16 protein-coding genes and 1 tRNA gene are annotated in these 17,460 nt (G+C 61.8%); 9 read left to right on the forward strand and 8 right to left on the reverse strand.

Going from position 1 to position 17,460, the window contains the following annotated elements; all coding sequences use genetic code 11:
* Nucleotides 1-2 precede the first annotated feature (2 nt).
* From KSW38_RS07535 to KSW38_RS07555, 5 genes are all read left to right on the forward strand, one after another.
* Nucleotides 3-875: an FAD:protein FMN transferase gene (locus KSW38_RS07535; protein WP_216923972.1), complete on the forward strand. Its 873-nt coding sequence runs from the start codon at nt 3-5 to the stop codon at nt 873-875.
* The gene (locus KSW38_RS07540; RefSeq protein WP_216923973.1) at nt 872-2,374 is read left to right on the forward strand and encodes an FAD-dependent oxidoreductase; all 1,503 of its coding nucleotides are present in this window, start codon (nt 872-874) and stop codon (nt 2,372-2,374) included. Before KSW38_RS07535 ends, KSW38_RS07540 begins: the two co-directional genes overlap by 4 nt.
* A gap of 120 nt (nt 2,375-2,494) precedes the next feature.
* A tRNA-Arg gene (locus tag KSW38_RS07545) sits at nt 2,495-2,567 on the forward strand.
* 207 nt (nt 2,568-2,774) lie between these two features.
* The gene (locus tag KSW38_RS07550; RefSeq protein ID WP_216923974.1) at nt 2,775-3,791 is read left to right on the forward strand and encodes a M4 family metallopeptidase; all 1,017 of its coding nucleotides are present in this window, start codon (nt 2,775-2,777) and stop codon (nt 3,789-3,791) included.
* Nucleotides 3,792-3,874: 83 nt separating this feature from the next.
* Nucleotides 3,875-4,177: a protealysin inhibitor emfourin gene (locus KSW38_RS07555; RefSeq protein WP_216923975.1), complete on the forward strand. Its 303-nt coding sequence runs from the start codon at nt 3,875-3,877 to the stop codon at nt 4,175-4,177.
* On the opposite strand, the gene KSW38_RS07560 is transcribed toward KSW38_RS07555, so the two are convergent.
* The gene (locus tag KSW38_RS07560; RefSeq protein ID WP_216923976.1) at nt 4,174-5,142 is read right to left on the reverse strand and encodes a GlxA family transcriptional regulator; all 969 of its coding nucleotides are present in this window, start codon (nt 5,140-5,142) and stop codon (nt 4,174-4,176) included. The two genes, KSW38_RS07555 and KSW38_RS07560, sit on opposite strands and share 4 nt — an antisense overlap.
* A gap of 81 nt (nt 5,143-5,223) precedes the next feature.
* Here KSW38_RS07560 and KSW38_RS07565 point away from each other — a divergent pair, with 81 nt between their 5' ends.
* Together KSW38_RS07565 and hrpA are read left to right on the forward strand one after the other, a co-directional pair.
* Nucleotides 5,224-5,394, forward strand: a complete 171-nt coding sequence (locus KSW38_RS07565) for a hypothetical protein (RefSeq protein WP_216923977.1) — start codon at nt 5,224-5,226, stop codon at nt 5,392-5,394.
* 235 nt (nt 5,395-5,629) lie between these two features.
* On the forward strand, nt 5,630-9,625 hold the full coding sequence (hrpA, locus tag KSW38_RS07570) for an ATP-dependent RNA helicase HrpA (RefSeq protein WP_216923978.1): 3,996 nt from the start codon (nt 5,630-5,632) through the stop codon (nt 9,623-9,625).
* 3 nt (nt 9,626-9,628) lie between these two features.
* Here the strand turns inward: hrpA and KSW38_RS07575 are convergent, their stop codons facing one another.
* The 3 genes from KSW38_RS07575 to KSW38_RS07585 are packed head-to-tail and all read right to left on the reverse strand — an operon-like array spanning nt 9,629 to nt 12,176.
* Complete coding sequence (locus KSW38_RS07575; RefSeq protein ID WP_216923979.1) at nt 9,629-10,057, reverse strand: HIT family protein; 429 nt, start codon at nt 10,055-10,057, stop codon at nt 9,629-9,631.
* Nucleotides 10,054-11,250: an NAD(P)-dependent alcohol dehydrogenase gene (locus KSW38_RS07580; RefSeq protein ID WP_254186197.1), complete on the reverse strand. Its 1,197-nt coding sequence runs from the start codon at nt 11,248-11,250 to the stop codon at nt 10,054-10,056. Before KSW38_RS07580 ends, KSW38_RS07575 begins: the two co-directional genes overlap by 4 nt.
* Nucleotides 11,247-12,176, reverse strand: coding sequence for a sulfurtransferase (locus KSW38_RS07585; protein WP_216923980.1), 930 nt, complete (start codon nt 12,174-12,176; stop codon nt 11,247-11,249). The genes KSW38_RS07580 and KSW38_RS07585 overlap by 4 nt, the downstream gene beginning before the upstream one ends.
* Before the next feature lie 97 nt (nt 12,177-12,273).
* On the opposite strand from KSW38_RS07585, the gene cds1 reads away from it, so the two are divergent.
* A complete protein-coding gene (cds1, locus tag KSW38_RS07590; RefSeq protein WP_216923981.1) occupies nt 12,274-13,356 on the forward strand; it encodes an L-cysteine desulfhydrase Cds1 in 1,083 nt (360 codons plus the stop codon).
* On the opposite strand, the gene KSW38_RS07595 is transcribed toward cds1, so the two are convergent.
* Nucleotides 13,353-14,030, reverse strand: coding sequence for an MBL fold metallo-hydrolase (locus KSW38_RS07595; protein ID WP_216923982.1), 678 nt, complete (start codon nt 14,028-14,030; stop codon nt 13,353-13,355). The genes cds1 and KSW38_RS07595 overlap by 4 nt on opposite strands.
* 94 nt (nt 14,031-14,124) lie before the next feature.
* On the opposite strand from KSW38_RS07595, the gene KSW38_RS07600 reads away from it, so the two are divergent.
* The gene (locus KSW38_RS07600) at nt 14,125-14,592 is read left to right on the forward strand and encodes a Fur family transcriptional regulator (RefSeq protein ID WP_216923983.1); all 468 of its coding nucleotides are present in this window, start codon (nt 14,125-14,127) and stop codon (nt 14,590-14,592) included.
* Here KSW38_RS07600 and KSW38_RS07605 read toward each other — a convergent pair.
* From KSW38_RS07605 to KSW38_RS07615, 3 genes are all read right to left on the reverse strand, one after another.
* Entirely contained in the window at nt 14,589-15,479 is an 891-nt protein-coding gene (locus tag KSW38_RS07605; protein WP_216923984.1) for a metal ABC transporter permease, read from the reverse strand. The genes KSW38_RS07600 and KSW38_RS07605 overlap by 4 nt on opposite strands.
* Entirely contained in the window at nt 15,480-16,313 is an 834-nt protein-coding gene (locus KSW38_RS07610) for a metal ABC transporter ATP-binding protein (RefSeq protein ID WP_216923985.1), read from the reverse strand.
* Between the two features lie 164 nt (nt 16,314-16,477).
* On the reverse strand, nt 16,478-17,428 hold the full coding sequence (locus KSW38_RS07615) for a metal ABC transporter solute-binding protein, Zn/Mn family (protein ID WP_216924168.1): 951 nt from the start codon (nt 17,426-17,428) through the stop codon (nt 16,478-16,480).
* Nucleotides 17,429-17,460: the final 32 nt, after the last annotated feature.

The following is a 17,460-nucleotide window of genomic DNA, read 5'->3' on the forward strand; positions in this document are numbered from 1 at the left end:
CCATGCCGCATCCGGGCTGGAGCCGATTTAGCTTCGAAGGGATCGGTACGCACTGGGAGATTTCGACGTCGTCGATCCTTGCGCTGGAAGTGCAGCGCCAACTGCTTGGAACAGTGGCGGATTACGACCACACCTATTCACGGTTCAGGCCGGATTCCCTGGTGTCCGCTCTGCAGCGCGGTCCCGGCAGCATTTCATTGCCCGGGCACTCTGTGGCCCTCCGCGACCTCTACGAGGCGCTGTACCGGATAACTGGCGGCTCCATGACACCCCTGATCGGCAATAGCTTGAACCGTCTTGGTTATGATGCCGGCTACACCTTGGTTCCTTCAGGCGCTCCTGAGGGTGCAGTTAAGTGGGAAGACGTCCTTGAATGGTCGGGAACCACGGTTTCAGGCAAGGTCCCGCTGGTGTTGGATGTTGGCGCCGCAGGAAAAGGACAGCTCGTGGACCTGCTAGGTGAAGTCCTCCGTTCAGCTGGCTACCTGGACTTCCTGGTGGATGGCAGCGGGGACATGCTGCATTCCGGAAGCCTGCCCGTCACTGTGGCGTTGGAGCATCCTTATAACCCCAAGCAGGCAATCGGCACCGTGGAATTGGACAATTCAGCCCTCTGCGCCTCCGCGTCCAACCGCCGGGCGTGGGGCGACGGCCTGCACCATGTACTGGACGGAATCACTGGGCAACCTATCCAGACCACAGTGGCCACCTGGACCATGGCCGCGAGCGCGATGGTGGCCGATGCCCTGGCCACGGCACTCTTCATGGTGGAACCTGCCGCACTTGAGGTTGAATTCGATTTTTCCTGGCTGCGGGTGTTTTCGAATGGGACTGCCACATTTTCGGCTGGTTTTGAAGGGAGACTGTTCACATGAATGCCATGAAGTCGCGACTGGACACCTGGTTGGGCCGCTTCACGATGTACCGCTGGATTTTGTGGGCTCTCGGGGTGCTGGTGGCCTACAGCCTGCTTCTGAACGTCTTGGGGTGGCTGACGTTCGGCCTGCCACAGATGCTGGTTCACTTGTGCCTGTGCCTGGGGCTTACCTATGGATCGAACCGCCTGCTGGCCTTGCTTTTCCGGACCACGCCACATTCGGAGTCTTCACTCATTACTGGCCTGCTCCTCTATTTCCTGTTCTGGCCCACATTCGTCCCCACTGACATGCTGGGTGTTGCACTGGCCTGTGTCCTGGCCAGCGCTTCGAAGTATGCTTTGGCTTTCCGTGGGCGCCACATTTTCAACCCGGCGGCTGCGGGGGCTTTTATCACGGGCTTAACCGGACTGAACATAGCCACGTGGTGGGCCGCAACGCCTGCCATGCTGTGGCTCCTTGTTCCTGGCGTCCTGGCGGTCCTGTACCGCACACGGAAAATGCTGATGGCTTCCGTTTTCCTGCTAGTGGCCACCAGTATCGTTTGTGTCGAATTGTTGGGCCGCGGCATGACCTTCGGCCAGGCCCTGTGGCAGCCGTTGGCCCAGCGCCCCCTGCTCTTCTTCGTCGGCTTCATGCTTACCGAGCCTCTCACGCTCCCCCCACGCCGTTGGCAGCAGTTGGCGCTTGCCGGCGTCGTGGGCGTTGTCTTTGCGGTTCCTTACAACTTGGGCTTCGTAGCCAATTCCCCTGAACTCGCGCTTCTGGTGGGGAACCTCATCGCTTTCTTCCTGGGCCAGCGGGGCCGCGTGCAACTGACATTCAAGGGATCCCGGGCCCTAACGCCGGGGACCAGGGAGTTCCGCTTCGAGCCTCGGCGCCCCGTTCGGCATGCGGCCGGTCAATTCATGGAACTGAACCTTCCGCATTCAGGGTCCGACGGCAAGGGCCGCCGCCGTGTCTTCAGCATCACCAGCCCCCCGGGTGCTCCAGAAGTGACCTTCGGCGTTGGAACTGCCGAACCCTTGTCCACCGCGAAGAAGACGTTGTTGGCGCTAAGGCCTGGTGACATGATTTCCGCCACGGCGGTTGGCGGAGACTTCGTGCTCCCCCGCGACGCCGGTAGGCCGGTCCTGCTGATTGCCGCAGGTATTGGCATCACGCCTTTTCTTTCCCACCTTGCGTCCGATACTGCAGCCCGTGACACCGTGGTCCTTTACCTTGCCCACGGGCGCGATGAACTCGCCGCCTGTGAGCAATTGGCGGCATCCGGCGCAAAGGTAATCGCCCGGCTCGCGGACGGCTCCACTCCCCCCGATTTCATGCACGACGCCGGAACCTCCAGGATCGATGCACGGCGCCTGAAGGAGCTGGTACCGGACATCGCGGCCCGCGAGGTTTATGTCTCCGGTTCCCCGGCGAGCGTGGATTCCCTGCGGGCCGCCGCGCGCGGTGCAGGTGCGCGGCGGGTACACGTTGACTCGTTTGCGGGGTACTAAGCTGTGGGCACAGCAGCGCCGTGGGGTGCAGGGCGCTAAAGATCATGCCGCGTTTTCTTTTGGGGCTCGGTGGCTGCTAAGCTCTAGGACGTCCCACCGGCAACGGAGGGAACCCTGGATGCCCTCGTAGCTCAGGGGATAGAGCGTCTGCCTCCGGAGCAGAAGGCCGTAGGTTCGAATCCTATCGAGGGCACACACGATACCCCGCCAGTCCAACTGGCGGGGTATTTTTGCATTCCAGACCGCACTCCGGCCGCCTCAACCCGGGTCGCCGCTATCAGTTCAGGGCTTGCCGGGCGAACACCCCAAAATTGTCAGCCCCCGCTCCTAGGCTGATCACAGTTGCCAGTCGCCAAGAGCCAGAGGGGTTGCCGTGCTTTGTTCAATCGTTCCGCCTTACATGCTTCGAAGGATTGCCGCCCAGAGCGAACCACGGCTTTGGGCTGTCGCCCGCGCCGCAAAGGAATCGCTCCTGCACATCAAGGACCTCCAGGCGGTTCGTGCCGCCCCGGCGCCCTCTACTCCCCCCAGTGCCGTGGCGGCAAAGCCCGGCCCACCAAAGCGCACCATCTACGATGCCGACACCTCGGAAAACCTGCCCGGCCGGGTAGTCCGCAAGGAAGGCGCTGCGCCTATTGGGGATGCCGCTGCCGATGAGGCCTATGACGGTTTGGGCAGTACGCACCGACTTTATGCCGAGATTTTCGGCCGGGATTCCATCGATGGGGCCGGCTTGGCCCTGGACGCTACCGTTCACTACGGCAATCTGTACGACAATGCCTTTTGGGATGGTAACCAGATGGTTTTTGGGGATGGCGACGGGGAGATTTTCCAGCGTTTCACCAAGTCAGTGAGCGTCATCGGCCACGAACTGGCTCATGGGGTCACGCAATTTACGGCAGGGCTCAATTACCGCAACCAGGCAGGTGCCCTGAACGAGTCCATGTCAGATGTCTTCGGCGTACTCGTGGAGCAATACCTGAAGAAGGAAACTACCGAGCAAGCCAGCTGGCTGATCGGCGAGGGCCTTTTTACCGACAAGGTCCAAGGTGCGGCCTTGCGCTCGATGAAGGCCCCCGGCACCGCCTACGACGACGACATCCTGGGCAAGGACCCGCAGCCGGACTCCATGGACACGTATGTTCGGACCAGCGCAGACAACGGCGGAGTGCACATCAATTCGGGCATCCCGAACAGGGCGTTCTACCTTGTCGCCTCCGAGCTGGGCGGCAATGCATGGGGTGCGCCAGGGCAGATCTGGTATGGGACACTCATCAGCGGGTCGCTGCCGCCAGCTTGCACATTTGGCAAGTTCGCCAAGTCGACTGCGGCTACCGCGGAAGAACTTTTTGGCGTTGGCTCAGTAGAGCATGACGCCGTCCTGAAGGCGTGGGAGACTGTGAAGGTCAAGGTTTAGACCAGCCGGCGGGACCGTGCGGCTCCGGGCAGTCCCGCCGTCGTTGGCTTGCCGCCAGTACGTCAAACGAGAAGTAGCCGGTCATGAAAATCATCGTCCAGCGCAGTGGGGGCCTAGCCGCGATGACACGCGTCTGGAGCGTGGAGGCAGTGTCTGACGATGACAAAGAGCGCTGGATGCCGATCGTTGAGGCATGTCCCTGGGACGAGGCGAAGAGCCAAGCCAGGACTGTGACCGAACCGGACAGGTTCATCTACTCCATCAGGGCAGGCCAACGGCGGGCGACGCTACCCGAGCGCGCAGTCACGGGGCCCTGGCAGGATTTGGTGGAGTGCGCCAAGGCTGAAGGTTCCGAGTCCCGGGGCCGCCTGGGCGCCCGCCGCTAGATTACCTCGGCCAGCTGCCCGCGGAAGGCCCTTCGGTAGCTCTGGGGACTCGTATCCAACACTTTCGTGAAGTGGTGGCGAAGCAGAACGGAATGCCCGAACCCTGCTTCCCGCGCGATTTCATCGATATTCAGCTCCGTGGACTCCAGGAGTTCCTGAGCCCGCAGGACCCGCTGGGAGTTCAACCAAGCCGCAGGTGTAGTCCCTGTTTCCGCCCTGAAGCGGCGGGCGAACGTTCTGGGCGACATATGCAGGCGCGCAGCCAACTCATTCACACTGTGTTCTTCGTCGAGGTGTTCAACCATCCATCGCAGGAGTTCCTCCATGGGCGCTGAACCACACCGGGGCATCGGCCGGTCAATGAACTGCGCTTGGCCGCCGTCGCGATGGGGTGGGACTACCATGTCACGCGCGATCGCGGCAGCTACGTTGGCGCCCAGCTCTACACGCACAAGATGGAGGCATGCATCGATACCGGCAGCAGTTCCTGCGCTGGTGATGATGGTTCCGTCCTGCACATAGAGGACGTTCTCATCCACCACTGCTGCAGGGTACCGATTCGCCAGATCCTGCGAGTAGTGCCAATGCGTGGTGCATCGGCGCCCGTCAAGCAGGCCTGCCCGCGCCAAGGCGTAAGCGCCGGAGCATATGGACATCACCCAAGCGCCCCGGACATGAGCCGCCCGGAGTGCTTCAAGGACAGGCTCCGGGACCTCCTTGTCCCTCCCGAAGGGCGCCATGATCACCAGGTCCGCATCGGCCGCAGCTTCCAGGCCCTGGTTGACATGCAGCGAGAGCCCGGACTTCATCCGGATGTCTCCCGGCTCCGGTGCGCACACCCTGAAGTCGAAAGCAGGTACGCCTGCACCGCGGTCGGACCTGTCAATGCCGAAGACCTCAAAAGCGGTGCCGAACTCGAAGATCGAGAAGTCGGGAACAACTATGACGGCTACTGATTTCAACATATCTCCAGTGTGGCAGAAAATTGTCTAAATGGGGCATTTCTGCCACTGTTTCTTGGCTGCCGCCAAGAGAAGACTGAAGGCATGGAAATCTTCGGAATCATCCTCTTCATCGTCCTCATCACCGCCGTCGCAGCCACCGTTACCGCCCTCCTGAAGGACGGACGCGGCCACAACCCACCCATCAACTCCAAGGAATCCTGGAGCGCCTTTGATGCTCCAAGTACTCCGTACTGGAATCCCCGCATCTACTAGCCGCCCGCCAGCCCACTGGCAGCGTCCAGCCAAGATTTGTCCACCCGACGCCCGTCCTTCACGGAATTCAGCAGGATTTCCTGAACGACGGGCGTCTCTGTGCGCGGCTTGCAGTAGTTCATCTGGGGGACAGCGGCGATACTGCGGACATATGAGCTGGAGGACGCGCGCGCTGGCGGACATGTGAATGCGACAGCGGACGTTGACGCGAAGCCACAGTAGACTGGCAGCAGCCATGACACTTCATATTTCCTACCCCGCTGAGCTGCCGGTATCCGAGCGCCGCGAGGATCTGATGGCGGCGATCGCCGCAAACCAGGTGACCATCATTGCCGGCGAAACCGGCTCGGGCAAAACTACCCAGATCCCCAAGATGTGCTTGGAACTGGGCCTGGCCGACAAAGGCCTGATCGGGCACACACAGCCACGCCGGCTGGCGGCCAGGACTGTGGCAGAGCGCATAGCGTCCGAGTTGGACGTCGAGATCGGCCAGGAAGTTGGCTTCCAGGTCCGGTTCACTGGCGAGGTCAGTGCATCGACCAAGATCAAGCTCATGACCGATGGCATCCTCCTGGCAGAGATCCAACGGGACAAACTCCTGCGCAAGTACAGCACCATCATCATTGACGAGGCCCACGAGCGCAGCCTCAACATCGACTTCATCCTGGGCTATCTGAAGCGGGTTCTCCCCCAGCGCCCGGACCTGAAAGTAATCATCACCTCGGCCACGATCGATCCTGAACGCTTTGCCAAGCACTTTGGTACGGAGGAGTCCCCCGCCCCCATCATCGAGGTTTCCGGCCGCACCTACCCGGTAGAGATCCGGTACCGGCCCTTGTCGCAGCCTTCCGGAGCCGACGAGGACGGTTCCGATGACGAACTGGAAGAGGACCGGGACCCGCTGGATGCGGTCTGTGACGCGGTAGACGAACTGGCCAAGGAGGCACCGGGCGACATCCTCGTGTTCTTCTCCGGCGAGCGGGAAATCCGCGACGCTGCCGAGGCAATCAATGGCCGCATCCAGACCAACCGGCGTCTGGCAGGTACGGAAGTACTCCCCCTCTTTGCCAGGTTGAGCCTTCAGGAGCAGCACCGCGTGTTCAATCCAGGTGGAAAGCGACGCATCATCCTCGCCACCAACGTGGCGGAAACCTCGCTGACTGTCCCGGGCATCAAATACGTGATCGATACGGGCACGGCCCGCATCTCGCGGTATTCGCACCGGACCAAGGTCCAGCGCCTGCCCATCGAGCGTGTATCCCAGGCCTCGGCCAACCAGCGATCCGGACGGTGTGGCCGCGTTTCCGAGGGCATCGCCATCCGTCTCTACTCAGAAGAAGACTTTGAGTCCCGTCCGCAGTTCACGGACCCGGAAATCCTGAGGACCAACCTGGCCGCTGTCATTCTGCAGATGACGGCCATGGGCGTTGCCCGCGGTCCAAAGGATGTTGAGAACTTCCCGTTCGTGGAACCGCCTGATTCACGCGCCATTAACGACGGCGTCACCCTCCTTCGCGAACTCGGCGCCCTCAGCCCGGCGACTTCGAACACGCCTGCGTCCAAGGATCCCCGCGGTAACCGTCGGAGCGGCAGTGGTCTGACCGCCGTCGGGCAGAAGCTGGCCCAGCTGCCGGTCGACCCGAGACTCGGCCGCATGATTGTCGAAGCCGGCAAACGCGGTTGTGTCCGCGAAGTGATGATTCTGGCCGCAGCCCTCACGATCCAGGATCCGCGCGAACGGCCAACCGACAAACAGCAACTCGCTTCTGAGAAGCATGCACGGTTCCGCGATGAGAACTCGGACTTCACTGGCTTCCTCAACCTCTGGAACTACATCCAGGAAAAGCAACGCGAGCTGTCATCAACGCAGTTCCGCCGGCTGTGCCGCAACGAATTCATCAACTATCTCCGCGTCCGGGAGTGGCAGGACCTGTTCACCCAACTCCGACAACTTGCCAAGCCCTTGGGTATCTCGCTGGACAATAAGCGTGAAGCAGATCCCGTAGGCAACCACGAGGGAATTCACATCAGCCTGCTGTCAGGGTTGCTGAGCCACATCGGCCTCCTTGATGAGCGCAAGCGCGAATACGCCGGCGCCCGCGGCAGCCGCTTCGCAATCTTCCCCGGTTCTGCCCTGTTCAAGAAATCGCCTGCATTCGTTATGGCCGCCGAGTTGGTGGAAACCAGCCGCTTGTGGGCACGGGTCGCAGCAAGGTTCGATCCCTTGTGGGTGGAACAGGTAGCCCCGGACCTCGTGAAGCGCTCCTACAGCGAGCCCCATTGGTCCTCCCGGCAAGGGGCCGTCATGGCCCACGAGAAAGTCACGCTGTACGGCGTGCCCATCATCCCGAACCGTCGGATCAACTACGGCCGCATCGATCCGGAACTGTCCCGTGAACTCTTCATCCGCCACGCGCTGGTGGACGGCGAGTGGAAGACCCATCACAAATTCTTCCACCGCAACCGCGTACTCCTGCAGGAGATCGAGGAGCTTGAAACCAGGATGCGCCGGCGCGACATCCTGGTGGATGACCAGACCCTCTTCGAGTTCTATGACGCCCGAGTGGGCAAGGATGTCGTGTCTGAACGGCATTTTGATATATGGTGGAAGGAGGCCCGCCAAGCGGATCCAGCGCTGCTGGATTTTGATCAGTCGCTGCTGATGAGCGAGGACGCCGAGGCCCTCGATGACTCCGCCTACCCCAAAACTTGGCTGCACAAGGGCTTCGAACTTCCACTGAGCTACGAGTTCCACCCCGTGGCTCCTGGATCTGCTCCGAATCCTTCGGACGGTGTCACCGCCGAAGTTCCGGTGTTGTTCCTGAACCAACTCGAGGACGCTCCGTTCCGCTGGCAGATTCCGGGACAACGCGTAGAACTGATCACAGCGCTTATCAAATCCCTCCCCAAACAGGTTCGGAAGAACTTCGTGCCTGCCCCTGACGTCGCCCGGCAGGCTACGGAGGCGTTGGAAAGAGACTTCGATCCCGCCACTGACGAGCTCGAGCCCTCCTTGGAACTGGTTCTTCGCCGGCTCCGCGGACACGTCATCCCACCGGGATCATGGAACTGGGAAGCCGTGCCTCCCCACCTTCGCGTCAGCTTTAAGGTGGTGGACAGCAAGGGCAAGGTCCTCGACGAAGGCAAGGACCTCGCACAACTACAGGAAAAACTGTCCCCGGCCACACGTCGGGCAATCGCCGAATCGCTCGGTGCTACACCAGCGACGACGGCCCCCGGCAAGGCTGGCACAAGAGCCGGAGCACCGGGCGCCTCAAACGGCAAGACCGCCGGTTCCGCGGCCGGGACCGGCAGCAGTCCTGATGTGTGTGCCGGCGCCCAGCCTGCCCAAGGAGCGGTGGCCGAACGCACTGGTATCACCGAATGGGACTTCGGGACCGTGCAACGCCAAGTAACCCGAACGGTCAAGGGCCACGCTGTCACCGGCTTCCCGGCGATCGTGCATGAGGGCACCTCTGTAGCCCTCAGAGTCTTCCAAACCCGCCAGGAACAGGAAGCGGCAATGCGTGGCGGGGTGATCCGGCTTCTCGCTCTTCGGATCCCTGCCCCGGACAGGTACGTGCTGGAGCACCTCAGCAATACCGAGAAGCTCACCTTTAGCCAAAATCCGCATGGCTCCGTCAGTGCCCTGATCGCTGACTGCGCCCTCGCTGCCGTCGACAAACTGACGCCAGAGGCCCTGCCCTGGGACAAGGAAGCCTTCGATGCGTTGTATGAAGTAGTCCGCGCTGAGCTGATCGATACCGTCTTTACGGTGACGGCCGTCGTCGAACGCATCCTGGCGAGCACCCGCCGGATCCAAAAGCAGCTGAAGTCCAGTGCGAGCCTGCCGCTCATCAGCGCCCTCAATGACATGAAAAGCCAGCTGGAACAGTTGGTCTTCCCGGGCTTTGTGGCACAGACGGGCTACGCGCAGCTGAGCCAGCTTCCGCGGTACCTGCAGGCGATCGAGAAGCGGCTGGAGAAGCTTCCTGGCAACGTTCAGCGCGACGGTCTGAATATGGCGATCGTCCAGGCGCTGGAGGATGACTACGACGACGCCGTGTCCGCGTTGCTCCCCGGACGCAGGGCCGGCACGGATTTAACCCGGGTGCGCTGGATGATCGAGGAGCTGCGTGTAAGCCTCTTCGCCGTCGAGTTGGGCACGGCCTACTCTGTCTCCGAGAAGCGCATCCGAACGGTGCTGAACCAGGCGTTGGCGCCGGCCTGACGGTTAGTCTTCAGGTACGCAGTCCCCGTGGCCGGCAGCCCGCAAGGCCCCGCGGAGCTTCACAGCCGTTGCATCCATGACGGCAGGGTCCGGATTATGGTCCACGTTGTGTACCTCAAAGTCCGCCATCGAGTAGGCGGGCCAGATGTGGACGTGCAAGTGGTCCACCTCGAAGCCTTCCATCAGGACACCCACGCGCTTGGCGCTGAAAAGATCTTCCTGGACCTTCCCGATCCTCTGGGCAACGTCCATGACCTTGGCTAAAAGCTCCGGGCTGGCGTGCGTCCAGGAATCCACTTCCTCACGAGGCACCACCAGTGTATGTCCCGGCGTTATCGGAGCGATTGTCAGAAACGCCACAACGTCCTCGTCCTTCCACACAAAACGGCCCGGGATTTCCCCGTTGATGATCCTGGTGAACAGCGTGCTCATGCATCTGCCCTTTCTGAGGGTTCCTGAAGTGTTGCGGTGTCCAGCACGAATCGGTACTTCACGTCTCCGGCCACCATACGGTCGTAGGCTTCGTTGAGTTGGTCGGCGCCTACGATCTCGACGTCGCTGGCAACTCCATGCTCGGCGCAGAAGTCGAGCATCTCCTGGGTTTCCTCGATCCCGCCAATCAGCGAACCTGCATAGGCCAACCGACGGCGTATAAGCAGTCCCGGGCTGACGGGCGGCATGTCTTCGGCCGGGAGCCCAAGCTGGAAAAGTGCCCCATCAAGCCGCAGCGTGCGGAAGTAGGGGTTGAGGTCATGCGGCGCAGCAACGGTGTCAATGATGACGTCGAGGCTCCGGTTCGCGCCCGCCATGGCCTCTTCATCCCTGGACAACACCACGTGGTCCGCCCCCAATTCCCGTGCGGCGTCGAACTTCGCTTCAGAGGTGGTGAACACGGTAACCTCCGCGCCCATGGCCTTGGCGATCTTGACGGCCATGTGGCCCAAGCCTCCCAACCCCACAACTCCCACCGAGTCTCCCTCTTCGACGTCGAAGTACCTCAAGGGCGAATATGTGGTGATTCCCGCGCACAACAGAGGGGCGGCTGCCGCAGGGTCCAGGGCTTCGGGGATGCGTAGCACGAAGCGCCGGTCAACCACCACCGACGTCGAATATCCTCCTTGGGTGATTGCGTTGCCATTGCGCGGGTCCGGAACTCCGTACGTGCCAATATTGCCCCGCTCGCAGTACTGCTCCAGCCCGTCCAGGCAGCTCTCGCACTCGCGGCAGGAATCCACGAGGCAGCCAACGCCAACGCGGTCACCCGGAGCGAAATCCTGCACAGCAGCACCCACCCGCGTCACCCGGCCGACGATCTCATGGCCCGGAACCAGCGGATAAGGTGGCAAACGCCATTCGCCACGGGTCACATGAACATCGGAGTGGCAAAGACCGCAGAACTCGATCGCGATCTCCACATCGTCTTCCTTGGGCGCACGGCGCGCGATAGTCAGCGGTACCAACCCACTGTCCGGGGAGGTGGCGCCAAACGCCGCCGCGAGCGTGGACCCTGCCGGATCCGACGACTGCGCAGGAACAGCATTGGCTGTGTCCATCGGAATTGGCTTCGCTGTGTCTAAGGGGATTGGCTTCGCCAAGGGCGGGGGCACGGGACGTCCAGGAGTCATGATCCGACGCTACTCCCGGCAGCGGCGCTCGTGCCACTTTGGCCGCGGGCGCTGGGAGAATCCCCGGCGTTCAGTACATATCCATCCTCGAATGGTTCAGTGCCAACGGCCACGGGATTCGCGGCGTTGTTTGACCATTGCGAGAACGAGCCCGGGAAGAGTGCCGCAGCGTGTCCGGCAATTTCGAGGGCGGCAACCTGGTGCGCAGCCGTAACGCCGGACCCGCAATAGACGGCGAGGTTGCCCGGGACATCAGCTCCCAATCCAGCGAAGCGCCTGCGCAGTTCCTCCGCTGGCAGGAACGTGCCTTCCGCGGTGAGGTTTTCGGTAGTTGGTGCGCTGACAGCGCCCGGTATGTGTCCGGCGCGGGGGTCAATAGGTTCGATTTCGCCCCTGTAACGTTCCCCGGCGCGCGCATCCAGCAGTACGCCCCGCTCATGCCAGTGCGCGGCTTCCTCCTCGGTGATAGTGGGCATTTTGCCGTCGGCCAGGGTGACATTCCCGACGGCGGGCGTCACCTCGCCTGCCTCCACAGGGTGACCTGCCGCACGCCAGGCGGCCAGTCCGCCGTCGAGCAGGTAGACGGTTTCCACGCCTGCATTCCGCAGCATCCACCAGGCGCGGGCCGCGGCCATACTGCCACTGTTGTCATAAGCGACCACGGTGTCGCCGTCGTTGATCCCCCAGCGTCGCGCGGCAAGCTGGAAGCGTTCGCTGGAGGGAAGGGGGTGCCGGCCCAGGGCAGGTTGTGCGTGGTCCGCGAGTTCGCTGGGCAGGTCCACGAAAACCGCCCCTGGCAGGTGGCCTTCCAGATATTGGCTGTGCCCATCCGTCCTGCCCAGAACCCAACGCACGTCCAGGAGCACGGTACGCTCCCCCGCCGTGAGTCGCCGGTGTACTTCGGACGCCTCCATCAGAATGGTCATCTGCTCTCCTTCAGCTAAGCCTGCGTGGGCGCTGTGCTACCTATGCCCGTCTTCCAGCCTAGTCTTGTGTTCTACGCCCCGCCGGTACGCTTGTCCGGTGAGCAATTCGTGCATTCAGGACAGGGTTTGGGCCAGCGAGGCCATCCGCAAGATCGAAGCCGAGAACAACCGTTCGGCAGATACGCACCTCTACGCAGTCCCACTGCCTGAACATTGGGGAGTCCACCTCTACCTCAAGGACGAGTCGACGCACCGATCAGGCAGCCTCAAACATCGCCTGGCCCGTTCGCTGTTCCTCTACGGACTGGTTAATGGCTGGATCACGGAGGGCACTACTATCGTGGAAGCCTCCAGCGGCAGCACGGCGGTCTCCGAAGCGTACTTCGCCCGGCTCATTGGTTTGCCCTTCATCGCTGTCATGACCAAGACCACCAGCCCTGAAAAGATCGCCCTTATCGAGGAGTTCGGGGGCGCCTGCCTCTTGGTGGATCACGCTTCAGAGGTATACGCCGTGGCGGAGGAGACCGCGAAAACGTCCGGCGGCTACTACATGGACCAGTTCACCTTCGCCGAGCGCGCCACGGACTGGAGGGGCAACAACAACATCGCTGAATCAATCTTCCAGCAGCTCTCCCGTGAAGAGCATCCGGTTCCCGCATGGATCGTGGTGGGCGCAGGAACCGGCGGCACGAGCGCGACCATTGGTCGCTACCTGCGATACAACAGGCACAACACCTGCCTTGCAGTGGTGGACCCGGAGAACTCTGCGTTCTACCCGGCATGGCGTGATGGCGATGCGGCCGCCGCCACGGGTTTGCCGTCCCGCATCGAAGGCATCGGCCGTCCCCGCGCGGAGCCGAGCTTCGTCCCGGCTGTCATTGATCACATGATCCAAGTCCCGGACGCAGCCTCTGTGGCGGCCATGCGACACCTGCGTAAGCTCACCGGCTTGCATGCAGGGCCCTCTACGGGCACCAACCTTTGGGGCGTCTGGCAACTCGTGGCGCAGATGGTCTCGGAAGGGCGAAAGGGAAGCATCGTCTCGCTCATGTGCGACGGCGGCGACCGCTATGTCGGCAGTTATTACGACGCCGGGTGGCTGGCCAGCAAAGGACTGGACCCGGCACCGTATGAAGCGGTGTTGGAGCGATTCCACGAAACCGGTGTGTGGACCGGTTAAACCTCTACTGACTCACGAGGTGCGAGTCGGGTGTAGGTGGTTCCGTAACGGGCACCGATCCGCGTGACGTGGCCTTCCACTATCCCGCGACCCAGTTCGTTAAGCAGACCGTCATGGACGGGGAACGCTTTGGGCGCGCGCACAGAGATAACAAAATCCACCACTTCCCCCACTTTGGACCATGGCGCATGGATGGGCACCAGGAGGGTTTGGACGTTGATACCGTCCGGAACCACGAATGAATCCCCAGGGTGGAAGACGTTCCCATCCACCAGGTAGCCGATGTTTGACACCACGGGAATCTGGGCATGGATGACTGCATGCTGGCCACCGAAGGTCCGCACCGGGAACCCCGCAGCCTCAAAATCGGACCCCGGCTCGACCGTATGGATGCGATCGGCCAACGCTTCGGATCCGGTTCCGTCCACCCCTGCAGCCTCGGTGAGGGACTTTGCAACACCTGCCGGCGCATAGACCTCAAGCGAAGAGTTGCTGCGCAGGGCAGCCAGCACGGCGGGCCGATCAATATGGTCGTTGTGCTCATGCGTTACAAGGACAGCGTGCGCACCTGCCAACGCTTCTTCGGACTCAGAGAAGGTGCCGGGATCGATGACCAGGACCCGCCGGTCCTTCTCCAGCCGGATACAGGCATGCGTGAACTTGGTGAGCTTCATGGTGACAGCCTAGGGGCGGCCGCCGACAGTTTCCAAGCCTCCCCTGCTGGTAAAATTGGGGTTTGCCAGCGTTTCCAGGGAAGTGAGTCTTTCAATGCCACAAGGCACCAATTCCGCCACCACCGGCCCAGTTTCGCCTGTGGTAACAGGCGTCAAGGAGCAGCGCGTCACCAAGCAACGCCTGGCCGTCAGCGCGGCGCTGGATGAATTGGACGACTTCGTCAGCACCCAGGAACTGTACCGCCTGCTGCAGAACAAGGGCATCTCCGTATCCCTTGCCACGGCCTACCGCATCCTGCAGTCACTTGCCGACGACGGACTCATTGATGTCCTGCGCAACGGGGAGGGCGAAGCCGTCTACCGCCGCTGCACCGTCACTGGACACCACCACCATTTGCTCTGCAGGAACTGCGGCAAGGCAGTGGAAGTTGAGGCCCCCGCGGTTGAGACCTGGGCGGCCCGAACAGCCGCTGAGCATGGTTTCACCGAGGTGGCGCACACCGTGGAGATCTTTGGACTGTGCCCTGAATGCACAGCCAGGAAGGCCGCCGGAAAGCTCTAGAGAGCGCCGGCAGGCTGGTCCCGCGATACTCGGCCGTTGAGGCCACGGTTGGCCCGCACCCGCCCGATGACACGGCACACTACGTAAATAAGGAATGACAACGTGGTGACATAGGGGCTGATGGGAATCCGGCTGCCAAGGGCAAGCAGAATTCCACCCACCGTGGCGGCGGTCGCGAACACAACACTCAAAAGCACCACCAGGCGTGGTGAAGTGGTAACCCGCAGTGCGGCAGCGGCCGGTGTGATGAGCAGCGCCAAAACCAGCAGTGCGCCCACAATCTGGATGGACAAAGCCACACTGACCCCCAGCAGCACCATGAAGCCGATCGCCAGGCCCCGAACGGGAACACCACGGGCTTCCGCCATTTCAGGGTCCACGCTGGCAAAACTGAGCGGGCGCCAGATTGCCCCGAGGGCAATCATCACCAGGACCGCCGTTCCCGCGAGTGCCTGGAGCTGGACAGTGTCCACGGAAACGATCTGTCCGGTGAGCAGGCCGAATTTGTTGGCGGCCCGGCCCTCATACAGGGCAAGGAACAAGATGCCCAGGCCAAGCCCGAACGGCATGATCACGCCGATGATCGAGTTCTTGTCCCGGGCCCTCACCCCCATGAGTCCCAGCAGCAGTGCCGCAGCCACTGAGCCGATCAGCGAGCCGAAAATGATATCGGCACCGATCAGCAGGGCAAAAGCCGCACCTGCAAACGACAGTTCAGAGATGCCATGGACGGCGAACGCCAGGTCCCGCTTCATCACGAACGTGCCGACGAGTCCGCCAAGAAGTCCAAGGACAGCGCCGGCCCAAATGGAGTTTTGAACCAGTGCCAGCAATTCGCCATAGTTCTCAAAGTTGAAGATGGTCTGCAGGATGCCATTGAGGTCCATTTAGAACTCCTGCCCAGCCGTGGCGTGCGCGTCGTCATGGAAGTGCGTGGTCGCGTCCGGAAGCCCGACGACGACGATCCTTCCGTTGGTGTGGATGACTTCCACGTGGCTGTTGTACAGCTCGGACAAGACTTCGGTGGTCATCACTTCCTGTGGCGTCCCTATACGGAAATGGCCGCCGGCCAGGTAGAGCACGCGGTCAACGTAGTCGATCACGGGATTGATTTCGTGCGTCACGAAAACGACGGCACTGTTCCGGGCATGGCATTGTTCGTTGATGAGTGAACTGACGCCCTGCTGATGATGCAGGTCCAAGGACAGCAAGGGTTCATCACAAAGGAGTACCTGTGGTTCCGTAGCCAGGGCTTGGGCCACCCGAAGTCGTTGTTGCTCTCCACCAGACAACTGCCCCACCGGCACTTTCGCGTAGTCCGAGGCTCCCACCAGCTCCAGCAGTTCGTCGATCCGCTGGTTTACCTTCCTTGAAGCCACCCGCATACCCCACCGGTGGCCATCAATGCCCAGCCCTACCAGGTCACGTGCGCGCAAAGGCGTGTCCGGCGCGAAGGACTTTTGTTGGGGAATGTAACCAATCCGTTTGCTGCCTCGCTCCACAGGATGCCCGCCCAAGGCAACCGTTCCTGACTTCAGTTCCTGAAGCCCCAGGAGAACCTTCAGGAAGCTGGTCTTACCGCTTCCGTTGGGCCCGAGGACGGCAAAGAACTCCCCTGGATGTATGTCGAGATCAAGATCGCGCCAGAGTGTCCTCTTGCCGAACTGAAGGCTCGCTCCGCGGAGGCTCACTACGGGTGTCAAAAGTTGTCCTCGATTCATGCGTTGCCGGCGAACGGCTGGCGAACGCAACTGGTGGTGGCACCATACAGTGGCGCCTGTGCTGGTACAGGTTTCTGTGCTGGTGAGAGACAGAGGGCCCCGCAGCCATCCTGAATATCTTAGGACGCCGACGGAGCCCCCACCGCAATGGGATGTCAGGAAATCTACTTCTTGAGCGCGGCCGTGATGGATTCCACGTTGTCTGTCATCCACTGCAGGTAGCCCTTGCCCTCCGGCAGGGTTTCGGTGAAGTTCACTACAGGCACGCCCGCCGTCTCGGCAGCCCGCTTTACGGACTCGGTCTGCGGCCCTTCCGTCTGTTCGTTGTACGCCAGCAGCCGGACACCTCCGGATCCCACCAGGTCTGTGGTTTCCTTCAGGACCGACGCCGGAACATCGGTTCCCTCTTCAATCGCTGCACTGTAGGCCTCCGGCGTCTTGTTCTCCAGTCCGGCCGCCGCCAGCAGGTACAAAGGAACGGGTTCGGTGATCGCCACAGGAGTGTGGTCGTTGCCTTCCTTCAGGGCAGCAAGCTTCCCGTTGAGCTCGGTCAGCTTCGCCTTGAACGTGTTGGCGTTGGCGGTGAAGGTCGAAGCAGATGCAGCGTCCAGGCTGCTGAGTTTGCCGGCAACCGCGTCAGCCAATTTGCCCATCGTGTCCAGGCTGTACCAGACGTGCTCGTTGAACTCGCCGTGGTCATGGTTGTGGCCCTCCTCGGAGGACGCAGCTTCGCTGTGGCTTTCCTCTTCCGGAGCCAACCCCGAGACCTCAACTGCGCTGATCATATTTTCGTGGCCAACGTTGGTCTCATCGGCGATTTTGTGGAGGAATTCGTCATAGCCTCCGCCGTTCTCCACCACGAGCTTGGCTTTGGAGATGACCAGCTTGTCTTGCGCACTGGCTTCGTAAGAATGTGGGTCCTGGCTCGTCTTGGTGATGATCGCGTTCACGTTGACTTTGTCTCCGCCGATGGCCTTCACGACATCCCCGTAAACATTCGTGGAGGTCACCACTTCAATGGCTCCCGACGATGACGATGGGGCTCCAGCCCCAGCGCTACCGGCACAGGATGAAAGCAACAGGGCGGCAAGGCCGGCAGAAGCGGCCAATGACATGCGGGCGACAGAACGACGCACGGAAACCTCGG

The sequence above is a fragment of the Paenarthrobacter aromaticivorans genome (assembly GCF_019038615.1).
Taxonomy (GTDB): domain Bacteria; phylum Actinomycetota; class Actinomycetes; order Actinomycetales; family Micrococcaceae; genus Arthrobacter; species Arthrobacter aromaticivorans.

Excerpts from the sequence above, each read along its gene's own strand:
- KSW38_RS07535 (WP_216923972.1), top strand. The coding sequence starts at position 3 with ATGCCGCATCCGGGCTGGAGCCGATTTAGCTTCGAAGGGATCGGTACG.
- KSW38_RS07540 (WP_216923973.1), top strand. The coding sequence starts at position 872 with ATGAATGCCATGAAGTCGCGACTGGACACCTGGTTGGGCCGCTTCACG.
- KSW38_RS07550 (WP_216923974.1), top strand. The coding sequence starts at position 2,775 with ATGCTTCGAAGGATTGCCGCCCAGAGCGAACCACGGCTTTGGGCTGTC.
- KSW38_RS07555 (WP_216923975.1), top strand. The coding sequence starts at position 3,875 with ATGAAAATCATCGTCCAGCGCAGTGGGGGCCTAGCCGCGATGACACGC.
- KSW38_RS07560 (WP_216923976.1), bottom strand. The coding sequence starts at position 5,142 with ATGTTGAAATCAGTAGCCGTCATAGTTGTTCCCGACTTCTCGATCTTC.
- KSW38_RS07565 (WP_216923977.1), top strand. The coding sequence starts at position 5,224 with ATGGAAATCTTCGGAATCATCCTCTTCATCGTCCTCATCACCGCCGTC.
- hrpA (WP_216923978.1), top strand. The coding sequence starts at position 5,630 with ATGACACTTCATATTTCCTACCCCGCTGAGCTGCCGGTATCCGAGCGC.
- KSW38_RS07575 (WP_216923979.1), bottom strand. The coding sequence starts at position 10,057 with ATGAGCACGCTGTTCACCAGGATCATCAACGGGGAAATCCCGGGCCGT.
- KSW38_RS07580 (WP_254186197.1), bottom strand. The coding sequence starts at position 11,250 with ATGACTCCTGGACGTCCCGTGCCCCCGCCCTTGGCGAAGCCAATCCCC.
- KSW38_RS07585 (WP_216923980.1), bottom strand. The coding sequence starts at position 12,176 with ATGACCATTCTGATGGAGGCGTCCGAAGTACACCGGCGACTCACGGCG.
- KSW38_RS07595 (WP_216923982.1), bottom strand. The coding sequence starts at position 14,030 with ATGAAGCTCACCAAGTTCACGCATGCCTGTATCCGGCTGGAGAAGGAC.
- KSW38_RS07600 (WP_216923983.1), top strand. The coding sequence starts at position 14,125 with ATGCCACAAGGCACCAATTCCGCCACCACCGGCCCAGTTTCGCCTGTG.
- KSW38_RS07605 (WP_216923984.1), bottom strand. The coding sequence starts at position 15,479 with ATGGACCTCAATGGCATCCTGCAGACCATCTTCAACTTTGAGAACTAT.
- KSW38_RS07610 (WP_216923985.1), bottom strand. The coding sequence starts at position 16,313 with ATGAATCGAGGACAACTTTTGACACCCGTAGTGAGCCTCCGCGGAGCG.
- KSW38_RS07615 (WP_216924168.1), bottom strand. The coding sequence starts at position 17,428 with ATGTCATTGGCCGCTTCTGCCGGCCTTGCCGCCCTGTTGCTTTCATCC.